Below are 19821 nucleotides of genomic sequence, written 5' to 3' on the forward strand. Positions count from 1 at the left end.
GAGCGCCCACCCCTCACCCAGCTCCGACTAAGCCTTTGCTCTCGCAAAGGCCAAGTCTGCGCAACCCTCTCCCCTCTACGAGGGGCGAGGGACGGAAAGGTGTCGCTGAATGTCGATCGGCCCTAGGCCACGGGCCATGGTTTCGGTGAGACTCCTTGCCCTCCCCCATCCCAGTTTCAGGGAAACGATGCCCCGCATTGTTTAGGTCATGCCGGGGGCATGACCGACCTGAAACCCGCTTGCGGGAGGGGCGTGCTTGGGGCCGGGCGCGGGCAAACTCTCATGTTCGCTCCCAACCATAGCTCCGCCCCACCTCGGACACCGCGACCTCGTATCGCGAATACCACTCCGCCCGCCCATATTCCCGGATCGCCGCATGTTCCGGATGCGCCCGCCACGCCAGCGCGCTCGCTTCGTCCGCCCACCAGCTGATGGTGATCCCCAGCCCGTCCGCTCCGCGCACGCTGTCGACGCCGCAATAACCCGGCTGCTCCGCCGCGAGGGCATCCATCGCCTCCGCTGCGGCCGCATAGCCCGCCGCGTCGGTCTCGGTCCGCTGCGACACGAAGATCACCGCTATCTGCCCCGTCCGATCCATCGCCGCTGCTCCTTTCGCCCCATCGCTTTGCGGTGGAATGCACCGCCCCGGCGCAACCCAATAGCTTGAAAGTCGTTCGGCACCTGTGCGACGAGGGGGTTTCCCTCGCGTCTCCTCCTCGCGGGGATCACGAACGACAGGAACTCGATGCCCAGCTCGACCACCGCCGCGCGCAAGTCCCGCACCGAAGCCACGGGTTATCCGTCGCCCGGCCAGATGTTTTTTCAGCAGTTTCTGAAGCATCCGGTGATGGTGGGCTCGATCATCCCCTCGTCGGGCAAGCTGATCCGCAAGATGCTGGCCCCCGTCGACTGGGCCAATACCAAGCTGTTTGTCGAATATGGCCCCGGCGTCGGCACCTTCTGCCGCCCGGTGCTGGACCGGATGGCGCCCGATGCGAAGCTGATCGCGATCGATACCAATGCCGATTTCTGCGACTATCTGCGCCACACCATCATCGATCCGCGCTTCACGGCGGTGAACGGCTCGGCGGCGGACGTGCAGAAGATCGTGCGTGACCATGGCTTCGACCATGCCGATTATGTCCTGTCGGGCCTGCCCTTCTCGACCCTGCCACCCGGCGTCGGCCCCGCCATCGCCCAGGGCACGCACGACGTGCTGCGCCTCGGCGGCGCCTTCCTGGTCTATCAGTTCAGCCCCAAGGTGAAGGACTTCCTGACCCCGCATTGGGACAATATCGACCACGACATGGAATGGTGGAACGTGCCCCCGGCGCAGCTTTACTGGGCCTGGAAGGACTGATCGGCCGGGGCCTTTGATGAGACGGGGCGACGGTCGTCCATATTCCCGCCCTTGTCGGGATGACGTCCTAATCCCCGTCGGGCGACTCGATCCCGAAGTTCAGCCCGCGCGATACCGACGGATCGATCACCGCGATCAGCAGATAGGCCGCGAACTGGCGCAGCCGCTGGAACCAGCCGGTGTTCCGCTTGTACCATTCGGGCGTGATCGCCTCCGACCGGGCGATTTCGGCATCGACATAGGCGCGGACATGGTCGGCAAAGGCGCGGTCCTCGATCCGGAGCATCAACTCCAGATTCACGAACAGGCTGCGCATGTCGAAATTGGCGGAGCCGATATGCACCGCATCGTCGATCGCATATAATTTGGTGTGCAGCTTGGTGAGTTGATATTCATAGATGCGCACGCCCTTGCGCAGCAGCCCCGCATAGGTGAAGCGCGCCGCCGCGATCGTCGCCTCATTGTCCGACTGGCCCGCCGTCACGATCCGCACCTCGGCATCGCGACGCCCGGCCCGGTCCAGCCGCCGCAATATGGTCGGGCTGGGGGTGAAATAGGCCGCGATCACGTCGATCCGCCGCCCCCGCCGCATATCGTCGCGCACCGTCCGCGCCCAGGGCGACAGCCGCCGCGTCGGCCCGCCGATCAGCCAGCGCAGCGCCCCCGTCGATTCGCTCCAATCGGCCAGCGCGCGGTTCAGGTCGCGCAGCCGCCCCTTGGCATCCTGCGTCCAGGCGAACAGCGCATCGAAATAGCCCGCCATCCGCGCCGCCGCCGGTCCCTCGACCAACAGCCCCAGGTCGCGCCAGCTCTGCTCGGCGGGGGTGCCGAAATAATCGTCCTCGATATTGAAGCCGCCGATGATGATGGAGGGCGAGGGGCCCTCGGCATCCGCCAGCGCCAGCTTCTGGTGGTTGCGCAGCAGGTAGCGGCGTCCGAAGCGCGGCTCGAAGCGGGACAGCCGCGCGCCGGTCGCGACCAGCGGCCGAAAGAACGCCTCGTCCGCGCCCGCGCCGAATCCGTCGACCACCACCGACACCGCTACCCCGCGTTGTGCCGCCGCGATCATCGCATCGCGCACCCGGCGCCCGGTCGCGTCGTCGGCATAGATATAATAGAGGATGCGCAGGCTGGTCCGTGCACCCTCGATCAGCGCCAGCAACGCCGCCAGCCGTCGCGGGCCGGTGTCGAGCAGGGTCAGCCGGTGGCCATCGACCGGAAAGACGGGCTGTTCGGGCGGGGCGGGTGACGAAATGGCGAACTCCTGAAAGGCCCGGTGATCCTGACGAAAGCGTAACGAGCCAAGCGACATATGCGTTGCACGCGCGGCGGCTTTTGACTTGTGCGCCCGTTGCTGCTAGGTGGCCCGCTTTCATCCCAGCATTATTTGCGAAGGACACACGCATGGCGCGCGTCACCGTCGAAGATTGCGTCGACAAGATTCCCAACCGTTTCGATCTGGTGCTGTTCGCGGCGCAGCGGGCCCGTCAGATTTCGGGTGGGGCGGATCTGACCGTCGACCGCGATCGCGACAAAAACCCGGTCGTCGCGCTGCGCGAGATCGCCGAGGAAACGGTTCGCCCGACCCATCTGGAAGAGGCCGTGGTCAACAGCCTGCAGCGCGTCCAGATCGACGACGAGGACGAGGCGGATGACGTCGGCAGCCTGCAGGCTTCGGCCGAGGCGCTGCGCCTGACCGCCGCCGCGCCGCCGCGCAACCAGAATCTGGGTGCCGATTACGACGGCTGATCGCGCCCGCGATCATGCGAAAAGGGGCCGGTGCGAAGCTTCGCGCCGGCCCCTTTCGTTTGCGTGGCAGGATCAATAGCCCCAGCCGCCGCCATGCCAGTAATCCCAACGCGCGGCATGCCGCTCATGCCGGGCAAAGCGTGCATCGCGCCACGCCTCCGACCGGCGTACGGCGGCGGCATGGGCATAGGCGTCCGCCGCGCGATAATCGCCATAATAGGCCGCCTCATCGGCCGCCCGCTGGTCCCGCCCGGCCTGATACGCATGCACCTCGGCCCCGCGTCCCGCACGATGCGCCATATAATCATCATAGCGCCAGTCTTGCGCATTGGCGGCCCCGGCGGCCAGCATGGCCCCACCGGCCAGTGCGAACAGCAATCCCGTTCTGAGCATCTTCATCGCAACACCCTCACATCCATTCGCTCCCGGATGGACGGGACGTTGCCCTTCCCATCCTGAACCGGGCGTGGCAGCGGCGTTCAGCGGGTTGGCAGATAGAGCGAGGGCCGATCGCTATTCACCGATGCCTTTCCGTCCCTCGCCTCGCCCCTCGCAGAGGGGAGAGGGTTGCGCAGACTTGGTCTTTGCGAAAGCGAAGGCCTAGTCGGAGCTGGGTGAGGGGTGCATGCGCGTAGCGCGCGAGCCGAAGGCTCGCTCAACCCCTCACCCAAGCTGCGCTAGCCAGCAGGCTGGCAAGCTTCGCTAACCCTCTCCCCTGTCCAGGGGAGAGGGGAAGAAGACGCAATACTGAATGTCGATCTGCCCTTGGGGGGGCGGGTCCGTTCGGACGAACCGGTAAGGCGGGCCATTACCCGCCCGGCGAGACCGGCTCCGGCAGGATCTTCGCAAAGCACACAGCCTCGGGCCGCCCGGCATATTTCCCGAAATTGGGGATGCGCCGATAGCCGTTCTTTTCGTAGAATCGCACGGCCCTTTCATTGACCCGTCGCGTCTCCAGCCAAAGCTGGCCATATCCGTCCGCCCGCGCGCGGGTTTCGAGACAGGCGAGGATAGCCGCGCCGACACCCTTGGTTCCGGGCAGGGCGAACATCCGCTTGAGCTCCGCCACGCCCTCCGCCAGCGGCCGATACGCGCCACAGCCGAGCGGCCTTCCCTCGTCGTCATACGCCAGCACGAACGACGCGCCGTTACCCTGTACGTCCAGGGGGGCGAAGGATGCTCGGCCGCTGTCCCCGGTTATCGCCTCCAGTGCATCGGAAAGCCGGTCGAGCAGCCGGGACGACGCCGGATCGGTGGGGTCGGCGGGTTCGATACGCATTCGAGGAACGGCTCCTTGAAGGGCAAGGATCATCACGCCCACCCGTCTGGTGCCCGCTTGCGGGATTGTCGAGCGTGTATTGACACAATAATACACATGAGCGATCCTCTCCGCTTCTCAATGGGGAGAAGGTCCATGTACAGCGAAAGCGACATCGACGGTGCGGTGGCGGCGGGGGCGATTTCGTCCGATGCGGCGGCGGCGCTGCGGCGGCACGTCGCGACGGTCCATGCCGCACCGGCCGTCGACGAGGAGCATTTCCGGCTGCTCACCGGGTTCAACGACATCTTCGTGTCGATCGCGATCGCGCTGCTGCTTGCCGCGCTGGGGCAGATCGGTTTCAGCCTCAGCCATGGGCTGGGCGGTGCCTTCGTCGCGGCGGCGGCGTGGATGCTGGCCTTCTATTTCACGGGCAAGCGGCGGATGGCGCTGCCCAGCATCCTGTTGCTGCTCGCCTTTGTCGGCGGTGTGGCGGGGGGGCTGATCGGGTTCATCGAGACCCTCTGGTCGAACATCAACGGCACGGCTGGCGCGTTGGCGATGTCCGGGGTCGGACTGGTCTCGGCCGGGGCGGCATGGCTGCACTGGCGCCGGTTCATGGTGCCGATCACCGTGGCGGCGGGGGCGGCGGCGCTGGTCGCGGTCGTGATCGGGCTGTTGATGGCGGCGTTTCCCGGCATCAAGCAGGGCATGTGGCCGATCCTGCTGGTCTGCGGGATCGGCGTGTTCGCGCTGGCGATGCGCTGGGACATGTCGGACCCCAGGCGCGAGACGCGCCGCGCGGACGTCGCCTTCTGGTTGCACCTGGCCGCCGCGCCGATGATCGCGCATCCGATCTTCCAGATGCTGGGCGTGTTCGACGGAGAGATCGGCGCGGGCGTCGCGGTGATCGTGCTGGCGCTCTACCTGCTGTTCGCCGGGATCGCGCTGGCGGTCGACCGACGGGCGCTGCTCGTCTCCAGCCTCGTCTATGTGCTCTACGCGCTCTATTCGCTGTTCCGCAGCGCCGGGGCGGTCGAACTGGGCGCGGCGTTCACCGCCTTCGTCATCGGCTCGGCGCTGCTGACCCTGTCCGCCTTCTGGCAGCCGATGCGGCGGATGGTCGTCGGCTGGCTGTCCCAGCCGATGCGCCTGCGCCTGCCGCCGGTGCACCAGCCCGCCTGATGGGGAGCGGGCCGGTGCCGCTAAAACGTATCTATAGCCGCTGAGGCCTCGCCGCCCGCCGGAGACGGGCGGCGATGTCGCGTTCAATAGGCATAGGCCCGGACCAGATCGTAGAGATAGTCCCGGCCGTCATAGAGCGACGTGACCCGGATCCGCTCGTTCAGGCCGTGAATGCCCGACATGTCCTTCTCGATGAAGATGCCCGGCGCGCCGTAGACCGGGATGCCGATCGTCTGGAAGAAGATGCCGTCGGTCGCCCCCGTCGACATCATCGGGACCAGCGGCACGCCGGGGAAGTGCTTGGCGGCCAGCGTCTTCATCGGGCCAATGATCTTCGGGTCCAGCCTGGGCGGGATGGCGGTCGGCCGGACGGGCTGGTTGGCGGTGACGGTGATCTTCGGCCCGGCCAGTTCCTTCAGCTTGGCCAGCGTGCCCTCGACCGTCTCGCCGGGGAAGATGCGGCAGTTGATATTGGCGGTCGCCCGCTGGGGCAGCGCGTTTTCGGCATGGCCCGCCTGAAGGAGCGTCGCGACGCAGGTGGTGCGCAGCGTCGAATGCAGCGCCTTGTCCTGGCTGACGACGGCGTCGGCGGCCTTGTCGTTCGGATCGGCGAGCAGCCGGGTGATCGCATCGCCGAGCGGCCCGCCGACCTTCTGCGCGGTCGCGGTCAGGAAGGCGCGGGTGGTGTCGGTCAGCTGGATCGGAAACTCGTAACCCTGCACCGTCTTCACCGCGTCGGCGAGTTCGTAGATCGCGTTTTCGGGCGTCGGCTGCGAGCTGTGACCGCCCGGATTGGTGGCGAGGAAGGTATAGTTCTGCGCCGCCTTCTCGCCGACCTGCACCGCCAGCAACTCGCGCTTGCCGTCCGAATCGAGCCGCCCGCCGCCGCCCTCGTTCAGCACGAACTCGGCCGCGATCAGATCGGGCTTGTTCTTGGCCAGCCACTCCGCGCCGTTGAACGCGAAGGTCGTTTCCTCGCCACAGGTCAGCGCCATCTTGATCGTGCGCTTGGGCGGGGTCTTCTTCAGGCGGATCAGCGTATCGGCCCAGATCGCGCTCATCGCCTTGTCGTCGACGGTGCCGCGACCATAGAGGAAGCCGTCCTCTTCGATCAGCTTGAACGGATCGCGGGTCCAGTCCTCGCGCTTGGCCTCGACCACGTCGAGATGGCCGAGCAGCAGCATCGGCTTCAGCCGCTTGTCGGTGCCGGGCAGCACCGCGACGATGCCGCCGTCCTTGGGATGCTCGGGGACCGAGAACAGGGTGATGTCGGCGTCCTTGTAGCCCGCGGCCTTCAGCCGGTCGGCGATCTGGGCGGAGGCCTGGGTACAGCTGCCCACCGACAGGCTGGTGTTGGTCTCGACCAGCTGCTTGTACAGGTCGAAGAACGCCTTCTGGTCGGGACGGGTCTGCGCCGCCGCGAGCCCGGGCATCATCGCCAGCGTCGCGGCAACCCCGCCAAGCCATTTCGCCAACCGCATATGATCCCCCTGTTTTTGTGTCGGTGGGGAATAGAGCGTGTTGCGGAAGGCGGCGCAAGCGACGGAATGTTCCTCCCCTGCAAGGGGAGGTGGCGCGCGTAGCGCGTCGGAGGGGTGTCCCGCTATCGAGAGGGCCACACCCCTCCGTCAGGCCTAACGGCCTGCCACCTCCCCTTGCACGGGGGGAAAGGGGTTCGCCTAATCCTTTGCCCCGGCGCGATTTCGCGCTAGCAGTCGCCGATGGACCATCCCGACGCCGTTTCCCGCTCGCGCCTGATCTCTCCCTCGCTGTTCGCGCTGTCGATCTTCTACGGCGGCATGGTGTGTATCGCGGGCGTGCTGGGCAACAAGCAGGTCGCGCTGGGGCCGCTGGCGGTCGAGGCGGGGATCTTCGCCTTCCTGCTGCTGGTCGTGACGTCGAGCGCGGTGGCCGAGCTGCACGGGCCGCAGGTCGCCGGGCGGCTGGTGCGGGTGGGTTTCGTGCCGCTGCTGGTGTCGCTCGCTTTGTCGTGGATCGTCTGGATGCTGCCGCCCTCGCCGGAGATGATCCCGGCCAATCGCGACGCGATCCAGCTGGTGCTGGGATCGACCTGGCGGATCTGGCTGGGCGGCATCGTCGCCTATGGCGTGTCGCAGACGCTGAACGTCACCATCTTCGCCGCGCTGAAGGGCAAGGAGGGCAGCAAGCTGCTCTGGCTGCGCGCGGCGGTGGCCAGCATGCTCAGCCAGGTGGTGGACACTTTGCTGTTCGTCACCATCGCCTTTTACGGCGCCTTCCCCATCGGCCAGCTGATCGTGGGGCAGATGATCGCCAAGGTCACGCTGTCGGCGGTGCTGGTGCCGCCGCTGATCTATCTGTTCGTGGGGCTGGGGCGGCGGCTCGATCGCGCCTGATCCATATTGCCGGTTTTCCCCGTTCCCGACCCGCGATAAAGGGCCGCTCATGACCAACCACGATCCCGACGCCGCCCTGCTCGCCAAGGCCGAGACGCTGACCGAGGCGCTGCCCTATCTCCAGCGTTATGCGGGCAAGACCTTCGTGGTGAAATATGGCGGCCACGCCATGGGTGACCCCGAGCGGCAGCGGGATTTCGCCGAGGACATGGTCCTGCTGAAGGCGGTCGGGATCAACCCGGTGGTCGTCCATGGCGGCGGCCCGCAGATCGGCGCGATGCTCAAGCGGCTGGGCGTCGAGTCGCAGTTCGTCAACGGTCTGCGCGTGACCGACAAGGAAACCGCACAGATCGCCGAAATGGTGCTGGCGGGATCGATCAACAAGGAAATCGTCAGCTGGATCTCCGCCGCCGGGGGCCGTGCGGTCGGCATCTCGGGCAAGGACGCCGGGCTCGTCATCGCCGAGAAGGTGCAGGGGCGCGAGGCCGATCCGCTGAAGGGTATCGAGCGGCATGTTGATCTGGGCTTTGTCGGGGAGCCGGTCGCGGTCGACCCGCGCCTGATTGAAAGCCTGTGCGCCGACGGTATCATCCCCGTCATCGCGCCGGTCGCGATCGGGATGGACGGCCATACCTATAACATCAACGCCGACACCATGGCGGGCGCGATCGCCGCGCGGCTGGGCGCGTCGCGCTTCTTCCTGCTGACCGATGTCGCGGGTGTGCTCGACAAGCAGGGCGAGCTGATGACCGACCTGAACCCCGCGCGGATCGCGGAGCTGCGCGCCGACGGAACGATCTCGGGGGGGATGATCCCCAAGCTGGAGACCTGCGTCTCGGCGGTCGAGGCCGGGGTGGACGCGGCGGTGATCCTGGACGGGCGCGTGCCGCATGGGATGCTGCTGGAGATCTTCACTAAGCAGGGGGCGGGGACGTTAGTGCGCCGGTGATCGGGGTGAGGTCGGGGCGTGGCCTTCGACTGCGCTCAGGCTGAACGGGGGTTGAGCGGTCTAACCTAGCCTCTGGCCGCTCCCCTCCCGCAGGCGAGTTTCAGGTCGGTCATGCCCCCGGCATGACCTAAACGATGCGGGGCATCGTTTACCTGAAACTGGGATGGGAGAGGGCAAGGTGTCTCACCGAGACTGTCGCCCGTGGCCAAACCCCCACCCCAAACCCCTCCCCCCTGCCGGGAGGAGGGGCCTAAGAAGATGACGGGCTTCAGGTCAAAAATCGACCGCCACGCCCTTCAACTCCCAATCCCCGTATCGCACCGGATTCTTCCCCAACGGGTCGTCCTGCGGCTCGGGCTTCGCCTCGGGCTGCGGTACCGGAGTATTTTGCGACAGATAGGCGGGCGGCTTCACATGGTCGGGGCGCTGGCCCATGGGCGGTCCTTTCGACTAAGGGGGCGGAGATATCGCAGCCCATGTCGGGGCTGACAGGAGTTTTGCCAAGTGACACGCCCCCCCCAATCGCCTTCGCGCCCCGGCCGTCCCGATCGTCGCGGGCCGCCCAAGGGTGGCGACCGGCGCGGGGGACCGCAGCGCCCCTCCGAGCCGCTGGGCACCGCCACCCGCCGCGCCGCCATCCGCCTGCTCGACGCGGTGCTGCGCCGGGGCGAACCGCTGGAGGCCGCGCTCGCCTCGGCCACCCGTGCGCTGGCAGGCGGACCGGATCGGGGGCTGGCGCATGCCATCGCGGCGGAGACGCTGCGCCGCCTGCCCGATCTCGACGCGTTGATCGACTCGGCGACGAAACAGCGGCTGCCCGACGATGCCAAGGCGCGTTTCGCGCTGCGCATCGCGCTGGTCCAGGTGCTGGCGCTGGGCACGCCGCCGCACGCCGCGATCGCGACCGTGCTGCCGCTGGTCGATGGCGGCCCGCGCAAGCTGGTCCACGGCGTCTTCAGCACCATCACCAAGAGCGGCGTGCTGCTCCCCGAAATCCCCGCGCTGCCGCCCGCGACCGAGATGCGCTGGGAAGAGAATTGGGGGGAGGAGATGGTGGAGGCCGCCGCCCACGCCATCGCAGCGCCGCCGCCGCTCGACCTGACGCTGGCCGATCCGTCCGCGACCGACGAATGGGCGGAAAAGCTGGGCGGGGTCAGCCTGCTGCCCGGCCATGTCCGGCTCCCCTCGGGCAATTCGGTGATGGAGTTGCAGGGCTTCGACGAGGGCGCTTGGTGGGTGCAGGACCTGGCCGCCTCGATTCCCGCCCGTCTGCTGGGGCAGGGGCCGGGCCATGTGCTCGACCTGTGCGCCGCGCCGGGGGGCAAGACGTTGCAGCTTGCGAGCGCGGGCTGGACCGTAACCGCGATCGACCAGTCCGAATCGCGACTCGCCCGCCTGGCCGAGAATCTCGAGCGCACCGGCCAGTCCGCCGAGGTCGTCACCGCCGACCTGCGCGAATGGAGCCCGAAGGGGCAGGTCGATGCGATCCTGGTCGATGCGCCGTGCAGCGCCAGCGGCATCTTCCGCCGTCACCCCGACGTCCTCTACCGCGTCCGCCCCGCGATCATCGCCGAGATGGCGGAGTTGCAGCGGGTGATCCTGGCCCGCGCCGCCGACTGGCTGAAGCCCGGCGGGACGCTGGTCTATGCCACCTGCTCGCTGGAGCCCGAAGAGGGGGAGCGGCAGGTCGCGGCGTTCCTGGCCGAGCGGCCCGATTACGCGCTGTCGCCGATCGCGGGCGAATGGCCGGGGATCACCGACCAGGGCACGATCCGCACCCTGCCGACGATGCTCGCAAGGGAAGGGCGGCTCGACGGGTTCTTCATCGCGCGGCTGCAACGCAAAGGCTGACTTGGGCGCGATAGGACGTTAAGGACAAATGCCATGCTCCCCGTCCGTATCGCACCCTCCATCCTGTCCGCCGATTTCGCCAAATTGGGCGAAGAAGTCCGGGCCATCGACGCCGCGGGCGCCGACTGGATCCATATCGATGTGATGGACGGGCATTTCGTGCCCAACATCACCATCGGTCCGGCGGTGGTGAAGGCGCTGCGCCCGCATACGGACAAGCCGTTCGACGTGCATCTGATGATCTCGCCGATCGACGCCTATCTGGACGCCTTTGCCGAGGCGGGGGCGGACACCATCACCGTCCACCCGGAGGCGGGGCCGCACATCCACCGCACGATCCAGCATATCAAGGGGCTGGGCAAGCGCGCCGGGGTCGTGCTGAACCCCGCCACGCCCGCCAAGATGCTGGATTATCTGATCGACATGGTCGACCTGGTCCTCGTCATGAGCGTGAACCCCGGTTTCGGCGGGCAGAGCTTCATCGAGAGCCAGCTCAAGAAGATCGCGGCGATCCGCAAGATGATCGAGCATTCGGGCCGAGCCATCGATCTGGAGGTGGATGGCGGCGTCGACCCGGCCTGGGCGAAGCGCTGTATCGAGGCGGGGGCCGACGCGCTGGTCGCGGGAACGGCGGCCTTCCGGGGCGGTCCCGACCACTACGCCGCCAATATCGCCGCCCTGCGCGGTTGAGCGCGATGCGGAGCGGGATCGAGGGCGGGTCCACCCCGCAGGCTGCCGACAGCATCGAGGAAGGCAAGCGGCTGGTCCGTGTCGGCACCGGCGGGCTGTCGCTGGCCGACCGGCTGAGCGAGCATCTCCACCGGCTGACCTGGCGCACGCCGCTGCATTCGCTGCGGTTGAAGGGGCGGCATCCGCTCAAGCTGATGGCGGTGCCCGAGGACCCGATCCTGGGCGATATCGAGCGCGGCCATGCCCTTCTTGGCGGGGTGCTCGACTGGCGCGGCGAGGAGCGCGGGGTCGAATCGATCGATTTCGCGCATCCCGACTGGTCGAGCGGCTTTGCCGACCATCTGCACGGCTTTGCCTGGCTGCGCGACCTGTCCAGCGTCGCGACGCGGGCGCAGGGGGCGCCGATCGCCGAATATCTGATGGGTCGCTGGCTCGACGCGTTCGGGGACAAGGTCGATCCGGTGGCGTGGCGGCCCGATCTGTGGGGCCGCCGCATCCTGTTCTGGACCGCGCATGCGCCGCTGATCCTGTCGTCGACCGATCTCGTCTATCGCTCGCGCGTGCTCAACACGCTGGCGCGCGGCGCGCGGCATCTGGATCGCGGTGCGGACAAGGCGCCCGCCGGGGTCGCGCGGATCGCCGCTTGGTGCGGCGTCGTCGCGGCGGGATTGCTGCTGGCGGGGGGCGATCCGCGCCAGGCGTTCGGCGAGGCGGGGCTGAACCGCGCGCTCGACACCGGCCTGTTCGCCGATGGCGGCGTCATCGCGCGCAGCCCGGCGGTGCAACTCGACGCGGTCATGCTGCTGACCATGATGCGCGAGGTCTATGACGCGCGCGGGCTGGCCTTTCCGGAGGCGTTCCAGGCGCGGTTGCAGAAGATGATCTCGGCGCTGCTCGGCGTGGTGCATGGCGACCGCGCGCTGTCGAGCTGGCAGGGATCGGGCCCCGAAACGCCCGAGAAGATCGCCGCCGTCATCGAGGCGTCGGGCGTGCGCACCCGGCCGCTGCGCCAGGCGGGCGACTGGGGTTATCAGCGGCTGGCGGCGGCGCAGACCGTGCTGGTCATGGACGCCGCGCCCCCGCCCATCGCGCGTGCGATCGAGGGGGGCTGCGCCTCGACGCTGGCCTTCGAGTTTTCGGACGGGGCGCAGCGGATCGTCGTCAATTGCGGCGGCGCGGGCGCGACCGTGGCACAGGTTCCCGCCAGCCTCGCACATGGCCTGCGCACCACGGCGGCGCATTCGACACTGGTCCTGGGCGATTCCAACTCCACCGCGATCCATGCCGACGGCACGCTGGGGCGCGGCGTCGCCGAGGTCGAGCTCAGCCGCCAGGAATCGGACGCGGCCAGCCGGATCGAGGCGAGCCATGACGGCTATGTCCGCCGCTATGGCTTTCTCCACCGCCGCCAGTTGCTGCTGACCGGCGACGGACGCGAGTTGCGCGGCGAGGATGCGCTGTTGCCGCAGGGGCGCAAGCGCCAGGCCGGATCGACCCATTTCGCGCTGCGCTTCCATCTGGGCGACGGGGTCGAGGCGGTCATCACCGCCGAGAGCGGGCAGGCGATCCTGCGGCTGGACGACGGCGCGCTGTGGCAGTTCCGCTGTCGCGGCGGCACGCTGGCGATCGAGGAGTCGCTGTGGATCGACGGCACCGGCCGCCCGGTTGCGACGCAGCAGCTGGTCGTGACGGGCGAAACCCCGGCGGGCGGCGCGCATGTCAGCTGGGCGTTCAAGCGGGCGCTCTGAGCGCTCGCCCCGGCGAAGACCGGGGCCCAGTCGAACCATCAAATTCCTCCCCTGCAAGGGGAGGTGGCAGGCCGAAGGCCCGACGGAGGGGTGTCCCGCTCGGTGAGCGACACCCGCTCTCGCAACCGGTGACACCCCTCCACCATGCTGCGCATGGTCCCCCTCCCCTTGCAGGGGAGGAAAGGCGCACACCCCGAATCACATTTTGCGCTTCGGCGAATCGGAGTCTATCGGGGCCGCAAACTCTCCCCAGCATGTAGGACCCGCAGCCCGATGGCCGTTTCGCTCCCCTCCGCTCCCTCCGTCGACACCGTGCCGGTCCGCCGCGCGCTGCTGTCGGTGTCCGACAAGACCGGCGTCATCGATCTGGCGCGCGCGCTGGCCGAGCGCGGGGTCGATCTCGTCTCGACCGGCGGCACCGCCAAGGCGATCCGCGAGGCGGGCCTGCCGGTCCGCGACATCTCCGAGGTGACGAACTTCCCCGAGATGATGGACGGTCGGGTCAAGACGCTGCACCCGATGGTCCATGGCGGCCTGCTCGCGGTGCGCGACGACCCCGCACACGCCGCCGCGATGACCGAGCATGGCATCGGCGCGATCGATCTGGTCGTGGTCAACCTCTACCCCTTCCAGCAGACGGTCGCGAAGGGGGCCGAGCGGCCCGAGATCATCGAGAATATCGATATCGGCGGCCCGTCGATGGTGCGCTCGGCGGCCAAGAACCATGGCTATGTCTCGATCCTGACCGATCCGGCGGACTATGCCGACTTCCTGGCCGAACTCGCCGCGAATGACGGCGCCTCGACGCTGAAGACCCGCCAGCGCCTGGCCGCCAAGGCCTTTGCCGCCACCGCCGCCTATGACTCGGCGATCGCCCAGTGGTTCGCCTTTGCCGACCAGGGCGAGGCCTTCCCGGCGACCCTGCCGCTCGCCTTCACCCGCCACCCCGAGACGCTGCGCTATGGCGAGAACCCGCATCAGGTCGCCGCGCTCTATCTGCCGCAAAAGGGCGGTCAGGGCATCGCCCAGGCCGAGCAGCTTCAGGGCAAGGCGCTGAGCTACAACAACCTGAACGACGCCGATGCCGCGCTGGAACTGGTCAGCGAATTCATCGACGGTCCGCCGACCGTGGTGATCGTCAAGCACGCCAACCCTTGCGGTGTGGCGAGCGGCGCGACGCTGCTCGAGGCGTATCAGGCGGCGTTCGCCTGTGACACGGTGTCGGCGTTCGGCGGCATCATCGCCTGCAACCGTCCGCTCGACGCCGAGACGGCGGAAGCGATCTCGGGCATCTTCACCGAGGTGGTGGTGGCGCCCGACGCGAGCGCCGAGGCGCGCGCGATCTTCGCCAAGAAGAAGAACCTGCGCCTGCTGCTGTCGGGCGAACTGCCCAACCCGTCGCGCCCCGGCCTGATGATGAAGTCGATCGCGGGCGGCCTGCTGGTCCAGAGCCGCGACAATGGCCGCCTGACCGACGACATGCTGAAGGTCGTCACCAAGCGCGCGCCGACGGCGCAGGAACTGGCCGATTGCCGCTTTGCCTGGACGGTCGCCAAGCATGTGAAGTCGAACGCGATCGTCTATGCCAAGGGCGGTTCGACCGCCGGTGTCGGCGCGGGCCAGATGAACCGTCTGGAATCGGCGCGCATCGCCGCATGGAAGGCCAAGGACGCTGCCGACAAGGCGGGCTGGGCCGAGCCGCGCACCATCGGCTCGGCGGTCGCCTCGGACGCCTTCTTCCCCTTCGCCGACGGCCTGCTCGCGGCGGTCGAGGCGGGCGCGACGGCGGTGATCCAGCCGGGCGGCTCGATCCGCGACGACGAAGTGATCGCGGCGGCGGACGAAGCCGGGCTGGCGATGGTGTTCACCGGCATGCGCCACTTCCGGCATTGATCCGAAAAAGGCCCCTTCCGAAGCGTTCGGAAGGGGCCTTCTTATGCCCGACCCATAGCCCAACCGTTCACGCTGAGCGTAGTCGAAGCGTCATCCCATGGCCTTCGACTACGCTCAGGCTGAACGGGCGTTGGGGCGTTACCGCGTGATCCCGCCCGCATGGGGCAAGGTGGCTTCCTCCGCGCTCGGCGCCTTGCCGAACAGCGCGCGGTCCGCCGGACCGAAGGCCCAGCGCCACAGCACCAGCAAATAGGTCGCCGCGATGGCGGGCTCGCCGAACAGCAGCTCGGCCCATTCCAGCCGCTTGGGCAGCAGCGTGAAGGCCCCGCCCACGACCACCGCCGCGCCCGCCGCCCAGAGCAGCGGCCAGCGGAAGGGTGAGACGGGCGCGTTCAGGATGCCCGACAGCACCCGCGCCTTGATGACCGAGGTCATCGTCACGCTCATCGCCAGCGCCACCGCCGGGCCCGCCGCCGCCCAGGTCGGCGGCCAGCCGAGCGCGCGCATCCCTAGGATCAGCGCGAAGCTGAGGCCGATCTGCACCCCCAGCATCGCGATCGAGATCATCAGGTTGCGATGCCGCGCGGTATAGACCAGCGCCGATTCGCACACCGCGCCGGTCGAGGCCAGCACCTCGGCGAACAGCAGGAAGGCCAGCGCGGCGGTGCCCGACACGAATTGCGGGCCGACCACGCCCATCACGCCCTCGCCGGGGATCGACCCCATCAGCGCCAGACAGCCCTGCGCGGCCATGATCCAGAACGCCACCTGCCGCACCTGCCGCGCGATGGCGCCCATGTCGCCATTGGCCAGGCTCTGGGTGATGACCGGGCCCAGGATCGGGTCGAAGCTGGTCTTCAGCTTCTGCGGCAGCGAGGCGACCTGCTGCGCCATATAATAGATGCCGACGATGCGCGGCTCGAACATCACGCCCAGGATGAAGCGGTCGACATTGCGCGTCCCCCATTCCAGCGCGTCCGCCCCCGCCAGCGGCGCATTGGCGCGGGCGAGCGCGAAGACGCGGGCGAGGCGCGGGCTCCAGCCATGCGGCAGGCCATAGCTGCGCAGGAACGGCACCAGGCTGGCGATCAGCGCCGCCGTCATCGACGCGACATAGGACAGGACCAGGCCGTCGCGGATCGTGAAGAAGGAAAAGACCCAGGCCGCGATCGAGATGGTCCAGGGCTCGACCACCGCGCGCGCGGTGACCGTCGCCTTGACGTTTAGGCGATAGGCGAGCGCGGCGAGGCTGACGTCCGACCAGGCGATGGCGACGATGATGCAGGGCAGCCACCGGTCCAGCCCGGTGATCGCGCTGTTGGGATAGAGCAGCTCGGGAAAGGTCCACAGCACCGCGCTGGCCAGGACCGAGGCCAGGAAGGCGAGCGCCATCGCGTCCCACACGACATGGACATGCGGCCGCTCGGTCGAGGACAGCGCCTGCGCCAGCCCGCGCTTCATGCCCAGCGTCGCGATCAGCGCCGCCAGCTCGACCACGACCACCGCGATCGCGAAGCGGCCGACCAGATCGGGGCCGTACATGCGCCCCGCGATGAACAGAAAGGGGATGCGCGCCGCCAGCCGCAGCGCGAAGCCCGCGATATTGGTCCGCCCGCCCTTGGCGAGCGTATCGATGTCCTTGCTCTCGGCCATCAGCCGCGACGATTTCGGGCGAGGGGGCGCGGACAGGTCAATGCGCCGCGCCCCAGCTCTTGCCGAACCCGATCTCGACGCCCAGCGGCACCGACAGCGACACCGCCGGTTCGGCCGCGCCCGCCATGACTTCGCGGATCACCGCTCCGGCCGCCTCGGCATCCGCCTCGGGCGCCTCGAACACCAGTTCGTCATGCACCTGGAGCAGCATCCGCACATGGCCCAGCCCGGCGGCGGCGAGCGCGGGTTCCATGCGGACCATGGCGCGCTTGATGATGTCGGCGCTGGTCCCCTGGATCGGCGCGTTGATCGCGGCGCGTTCCGCCCCCTGGCGCTCGCCCTGGTTGCGCGAGGCGATGCGCGGGAAATGCGTCTTGCGGCCGAACAGCGTGCTCGTGAAGCCCTTCTCGCGGACGCTCGACAGCGTCTCGGCGATATAGCGGTTGATGCCGGGGAAACGCTCGAAATAGCGGTCGATCATCGCCTGCGCCTCGTCCGCCGACACGTCGAGGCGACCCGCCAGGCCCCAGCGCGAAATGCCGTAGAGGATGGCGAAGTTGATCGTCTTGGCCCGCCCGCGCGTGTCGCGATTGACCTCGCCGAACAGCTCCTTGGCGGTGAGGCTGTGGATGTCGTCGCCGTTCGCGAACGCATCACGCAGCGCGGGCACGTCCGCCATATGCGCGGCGAGGCGCAATTCGATCTGCGAATAGTCGGCGGCGATCAGGACATGGCCGTCCTCGGCGATGAACGCCTCGCGCAGCTGCCGCCCGACCTCGGTGCGGATCGGGATGTTCTGGAGATTGGGTTCGGTCGAGGACAGGCGCCCGGTCTGCGCGCCGGTCAGGCTGTAGCTGGTATGGACACGGCCGGTCCTGGGGTTGATCTGCGCCTGGAGCGCGTCGGTATAGGTGCTTTTCAGCTTGGACAGCTGGCGCCATTCCAGGATTTTGCGGACGATCTCCGCCGCCTCGCCGTCTTCGCGGGCCAGGCGTTCGAGTTCGGTCACGTCGGTCGAATAGACGCCCGACTTGCCCTTGCGCCCGCCCTTGAGACCTAGCCGGTCGAACAGGATCTCGCCCAGCTGCTTGGGACTGCCGATGGTGAAGGGGGTGCCCGCCATCGCATGGATCTCACCCTCCAGCGCGGCGATCTGCCCGGCAAATTCGGTCGAAAGCTGCGACAGGCGCTCGCGATCGACCTTGATCCCGCGCCGCTCCATCCCTGCGATGACGGGTACGAGCGGGCGGTCGACCATCTCGTACACGCGCGTCGCCTGCTCCATGGGAAGCCGCGCCTTGAACCGCTTCCACAGCCGCAGCGTGACGTCGGCATCCTCGGCGGCATAGCGCGTGGCGGTCTTGAGATCGACCTCGTGGAAGCCGAGCTGCTTCTTGCCGGTGCCGACCACCTCCTTGAAGGCAAGGCAGGTGTGCGACAGATGCGTCGCGGCCAGTTCGTCCATGCCGTGGCCGTGCAGCCCGGCGTCGAGGTCGAAGCTCAGCACGATCGTATCGTCATGCGGCGCGACGGCGATGCCGCGTTCGCCCAGCACAATCATGTCGAATTTGAGGTTCTGGCCGATCTTCAGGACCGACGGGTCCTCGCACAGCGCCTTGATCCGCTCGAGCGCCGCCGCGACCGGAATTTGCACCGGCACTTCGGCCAGCAGGTCGGTGCCGCCATGCCCCAACGGGATGTAGCACGCCTTGTTGGGCGCCAGGCACAGGCTGACCCCGACCAGTTCGGCCTGGGTCGCGTCGGTCGAGCTGGTCTCGGTATCGATCGCGACGAAACCCTGGGCCTGCGCCTCGGCCACCCACTGGTCGAGCGTGGCGAGGTCCTGCACCGTGGTATAGCCGTCGAGATTGCAGGGCTCGTCATCGTCCATCGGCGCGGCCGGAGCGGTATCGCCAGCGGCGGGGGTGGGCGCATCCTCGGTGATCTGGCCCATCTTGGCGATCAGGGAGCGGAAGCCGTGATGCTCCAGAAAGGCGCGCAAGGGGGCATCCGGGATGCTGTCATGCAGCGCCAGCTCCTCCAGCGGCTGCGGCAGCGGCGCATTGCACTCCAGCGTGACCAGCCGCTTCGACAGCCGCGCATTCTCGGCATGTTCGATGAGGTTGTCGCGAAGCTTGCCCTTCTTCATCTCGGGCGCGGCGGCGAGGACGGATTCCAGGTCGCCATGCTCGACGATCAGCTTGGACGCGGTCTTGGGGCCGACGCCCGGCACGCCCGGCACGTTATCGACGCTGTCGCCCATCAGCGCGAGCACATCGCCCAGCTGCTTCGGCCCGACGCCGAACTTCTCTTGAACATACGCCTCGCCCAAACGGCGGTTGTTCATCGTGTCGAGCATGTCGAGGCTGCCATCTTCGACCAGCTGCATCAGGTCCTTGTCGCCCGAGACGATCGTGACCTGCCACCCCTCGGCCATGGCGGCGCGGGCGTAGCAGGCGATCAGGTCGTCAGCCTCCAGCCCCGCTTCCTCAATGCACGGCAACGAGAAGGCGCGGGTGGCGTCGCGGATCATCGGGAATTGGGGGACCAGATCGGGCGGGGGCGGGGGGCGGTGCGCCTTATACTGGTCGTACATGTCGTTGCGGAAGGTCTTGGACGACTTGTCTAGGACCACCGCCATATGGGTCGGCCCGTCGGCGGCGTTGATCTCGTCCACCAGCTTCCAGAGCATGGTGGTATAGCCGTACACCGCCCCGACCGGCTCGCCATGCTTGTTCGTCAGCGGCGGCAGGCGGTGATAGGCGCGGAAGATATAGCCGGAGCCGTCGACGAGATAGAGATGGGGCATGATCCGCGCGGTTTAGCGGAACAGAGAGAGGGTAAACAGCCCCTGATCGCACCGGTTTTCGATGGCTGTGGCGGATGGGCCACGCTCAGCCTGATGGGCTGATCTAGCGACGGGAATAGGTGGTTAGCTGCCGTTTGCGGTTGGCAAAGGCAATTGTGAAACGAGGAGATCGCAGTTCGGCTTGCTCATATTGCATAGCCCAGCGATCGCGAAGCGTCGCAGTTTGCCGGAACCGTCGCCGACATAGAGGACGTTGGCCTCTCTGGGCGGCCAAGGCGTGGTCATGACGTTGCCGGGAGAG

17 protein-coding genes are annotated in these 19821 nt (G+C 67.9%); 9 read left to right on the forward strand and 8 right to left on the reverse strand.

Features of this window, described 5'->3' with window-relative positions:
• Nucleotides 1–280: 280 nt before the first annotated feature.
• A complete protein-coding gene (locus ACFX59_RS13525; protein WP_387432805.1) occupies nucleotides 281–598 on the reverse strand; it encodes an antibiotic biosynthesis monooxygenase family protein in 318 nt (105 codons plus the stop codon).
• Nucleotides 599–745: 147 nt separating this feature from the next.
• On the opposite strand from ACFX59_RS13525, the gene ACFX59_RS13530 reads away from it, so the two are divergent.
• Nucleotides 746–1360 (forward strand): class I SAM-dependent methyltransferase, encoded by a 615-nt coding sequence (locus ACFX59_RS13530; protein ID WP_387432807.1) that lies wholly within the window; start codon nucleotides 746–748, stop codon nucleotides 1358–1360.
• A gap of 67 nt (nucleotides 1361–1427) precedes the next feature.
• Here ACFX59_RS13530 and ACFX59_RS13535 read toward each other — a convergent pair whose 3' ends face one another.
• Nucleotides 1428–2672, reverse strand: coding sequence for a phosphatidylserine/phosphatidylglycerophosphate/cardiolipin synthase family protein (locus ACFX59_RS13535; protein WP_387432808.1), 1245 nt, complete (start codon nucleotides 2670–2672; stop codon nucleotides 1428–1430).
• Between the two features lie 92 nt (nucleotides 2673–2764).
• On the opposite strand from ACFX59_RS13535, the gene rpoZ reads away from it, so the two are divergent.
• Nucleotides 2765–3109: a DNA-directed RNA polymerase subunit omega gene (gene rpoZ, locus ACFX59_RS13540; protein WP_042486773.1), complete on the forward strand. Its 345-nt coding sequence runs from the start codon at nucleotides 2765–2767 to the stop codon at nucleotides 3107–3109.
• A gap of 72 nt (nucleotides 3110–3181) precedes the next feature.
• Here rpoZ and ACFX59_RS13545 read toward each other — a convergent pair whose 3' ends face one another.
• Nucleotides 3182–3508: a hypothetical protein gene (locus tag ACFX59_RS13545; RefSeq protein WP_387432809.1), complete on the reverse strand. Its 327-nt coding sequence runs from the start codon at nucleotides 3506–3508 to the stop codon at nucleotides 3182–3184.
• Nucleotides 3509–3917: 409 nt separating this feature from the next.
• A complete protein-coding gene (locus ACFX59_RS13550) occupies nucleotides 3918–4388 on the reverse strand; it encodes a GNAT family N-acetyltransferase (RefSeq protein WP_387432810.1) in 471 nt (156 codons plus the stop codon).
• 135 nt (nucleotides 4389–4523) lie between these two features.
• Between ACFX59_RS13550 and ACFX59_RS13555 the strand changes: the two genes are divergently transcribed.
• Nucleotides 4524–5552 (forward strand): hypothetical protein, encoded by a 1029-nt coding sequence (locus tag ACFX59_RS13555; protein ID WP_387432812.1) that lies wholly within the window; start codon nucleotides 4524–4526, stop codon nucleotides 5550–5552.
• An 83-nt stretch (nucleotides 5553–5635) separates the two neighbouring features.
• Here the strand turns inward: ACFX59_RS13555 and ACFX59_RS13560 are convergent, their stop codons facing one another.
• Complete coding sequence (locus ACFX59_RS13560; RefSeq protein WP_387432813.1) at nucleotides 5636–7033, reverse strand: M20/M25/M40 family metallo-hydrolase; 1398 nt, start codon at nucleotides 7031–7033, stop codon at nucleotides 5636–5638.
• 240 nt (nucleotides 7034–7273) lie between these two features.
• Between ACFX59_RS13560 and ACFX59_RS13565 the strand changes: the two genes are divergently transcribed.
• Nucleotides 7274–7927, forward strand: coding sequence for a queuosine precursor transporter (locus ACFX59_RS13565; RefSeq protein WP_307101909.1), 654 nt, complete (start codon nucleotides 7274–7276; stop codon nucleotides 7925–7927).
• A 49-nt stretch (nucleotides 7928–7976) separates the two neighbouring features.
• Nucleotides 7977–8876, forward strand: coding sequence for an acetylglutamate kinase (argB, locus tag ACFX59_RS13570; RefSeq protein ID WP_309691449.1), 900 nt, complete (start codon nucleotides 7977–7979; stop codon nucleotides 8874–8876).
• A gap of 273 nt (nucleotides 8877–9149) precedes the next feature.
• Here the strand turns inward: argB and ACFX59_RS13575 are convergent, their stop codons facing one another.
• Nucleotides 9150–9311: a DUF1674 domain-containing protein gene (locus ACFX59_RS13575; protein WP_307101913.1), complete on the reverse strand. Its 162-nt coding sequence runs from the start codon at nucleotides 9309–9311 to the stop codon at nucleotides 9150–9152.
• A 69-nt stretch (nucleotides 9312–9380) separates the two neighbouring features.
• Here ACFX59_RS13575 and ACFX59_RS13580 point away from each other — a divergent pair, with 69 nt between their 5' ends.
• The 4 genes from ACFX59_RS13580 to purH all read left to right on the forward strand — a co-directional run bounded on the left by ACFX59_RS13580 (nucleotide 9381) and on the right by purH (nucleotide 15058).
• Entirely contained in the window at nucleotides 9381–10727 is a 1347-nt protein-coding gene (locus ACFX59_RS13580; protein WP_387432815.1) for an RsmB/NOP family class I SAM-dependent RNA methyltransferase, read from the forward strand.
• Between the two features lie 33 nt (nucleotides 10728–10760).
• On the forward strand, nucleotides 10761–11417 hold the full coding sequence (gene rpe, locus ACFX59_RS13585) for a ribulose-phosphate 3-epimerase (protein ID WP_387432816.1): 657 nt from the start codon (nucleotides 10761–10763) through the stop codon (nucleotides 11415–11417).
• A 5-nt stretch (nucleotides 11418–11422) separates the two neighbouring features.
• Entirely contained in the window at nucleotides 11423–13165 is a 1743-nt protein-coding gene (locus ACFX59_RS13590) for a heparinase II/III family protein (RefSeq protein WP_387432818.1), read from the forward strand.
• A 273-nt stretch (nucleotides 13166–13438) separates the two neighbouring features.
• The gene (gene purH, locus ACFX59_RS13595) at nucleotides 13439–15058 is read left to right on the forward strand and encodes a bifunctional phosphoribosylaminoimidazolecarboxamide formyltransferase/IMP cyclohydrolase (protein WP_387432819.1); all 1620 of its coding nucleotides are present in this window, start codon (nucleotides 13439–13441) and stop codon (nucleotides 15056–15058) included.
• 138 nt (nucleotides 15059–15196) lie between these two features.
• Here the strand turns inward: purH and ACFX59_RS13600 are convergent, their stop codons facing one another.
• Together ACFX59_RS13600 and polA are read right to left on the reverse strand one after the other, a co-directional pair.
• Nucleotides 15197–16711 (reverse strand): lipopolysaccharide biosynthesis protein, encoded by a 1515-nt coding sequence (locus tag ACFX59_RS13600; protein ID WP_387432820.1) that lies wholly within the window; start codon nucleotides 16709–16711, stop codon nucleotides 15197–15199.
• A gap of 37 nt (nucleotides 16712–16748) precedes the next feature.
• Nucleotides 16749–19520, reverse strand: a complete 2772-nt coding sequence (polA, locus tag ACFX59_RS13605; protein WP_387432822.1) for a DNA polymerase I — start codon at nucleotides 19518–19520, stop codon at nucleotides 16749–16751.
• Nucleotides 19521–19821 lie beyond the last annotated feature (301 nt).

Origin of the sequence: Sphingomonas sp. NCPPB 2930, from assembly GCF_042867205.1 — a bacterium.
GTDB lineage: Bacteria > Pseudomonadota > Alphaproteobacteria > Sphingomonadales > Sphingomonadaceae > Sphingomonas.

Coding starts and splice junctions, on each gene's coding strand:
- ACFX59_RS13565 (WP_307101909.1), top strand. CDS start 7,274: ATGGACCATCCCGACGCCGTTTCCCGCTCGCGCCTGATCTCTCCCTCG.
- ACFX59_RS13545 (WP_387432809.1), bottom strand. CDS start 3,508: ATGAAGATGCTCAGAACGGGATTGCTGTTCGCACTGGCCGGTGGGGCC.
- argB (WP_309691449.1), top strand. CDS start 7,977: ATGACCAACCACGATCCCGACGCCGCCCTGCTCGCCAAGGCCGAGACG.
- ACFX59_RS13560 (WP_387432813.1), bottom strand. CDS start 7,033: ATGCGGTTGGCGAAATGGCTTGGCGGGGTTGCCGCGACGCTGGCGATG.
- ACFX59_RS13575 (WP_307101913.1), bottom strand. CDS start 9,311: ATGGGCCAGCGCCCCGACCATGTGAAGCCGCCCGCCTATCTGTCGCAA.
- polA (WP_387432822.1), bottom strand. CDS start 19,520: ATGCCCCATCTCTATCTCGTCGACGGCTCCGGCTATATCTTCCGCGCC.
- purH (WP_387432819.1), top strand. CDS start 13,439: ATGGCCGTTTCGCTCCCCTCCGCTCCCTCCGTCGACACCGTGCCGGTC.
- ACFX59_RS13525 (WP_387432805.1), bottom strand. CDS start 598: ATGGATCGGACGGGGCAGATAGCGGTGATCTTCGTGTCGCAGCGGACC.
- ACFX59_RS13600 (WP_387432820.1), bottom strand. CDS start 16,711: ATGGCCGAGAGCAAGGACATCGATACGCTCGCCAAGGGCGGGCGGACC.
- rpe (WP_387432816.1), top strand. CDS start 10,761: ATGCTCCCCGTCCGTATCGCACCCTCCATCCTGTCCGCCGATTTCGCC.
- ACFX59_RS13550 (WP_387432810.1), bottom strand. CDS start 4,388: ATGCGTATCGAACCCGCCGACCCCACCGATCCGGCGTCGTCCCGGCTG.
- ACFX59_RS13555 (WP_387432812.1), top strand. CDS start 4,524: ATGTACAGCGAAAGCGACATCGACGGTGCGGTGGCGGCGGGGGCGATT.
- ACFX59_RS13535 (WP_387432808.1), bottom strand. CDS start 2,672: ATGTCGCTTGGCTCGTTACGCTTTCGTCAGGATCACCGGGCCTTTCAG.
- ACFX59_RS13590 (WP_387432818.1), top strand. CDS start 11,423: ATGCGGAGCGGGATCGAGGGCGGGTCCACCCCGCAGGCTGCCGACAGC.
- rpoZ (WP_042486773.1), top strand. CDS start 2,765: ATGGCGCGCGTCACCGTCGAAGATTGCGTCGACAAGATTCCCAACCGT.
- ACFX59_RS13530 (WP_387432807.1), top strand. CDS start 746: ATGCCCAGCTCGACCACCGCCGCGCGCAAGTCCCGCACCGAAGCCACG.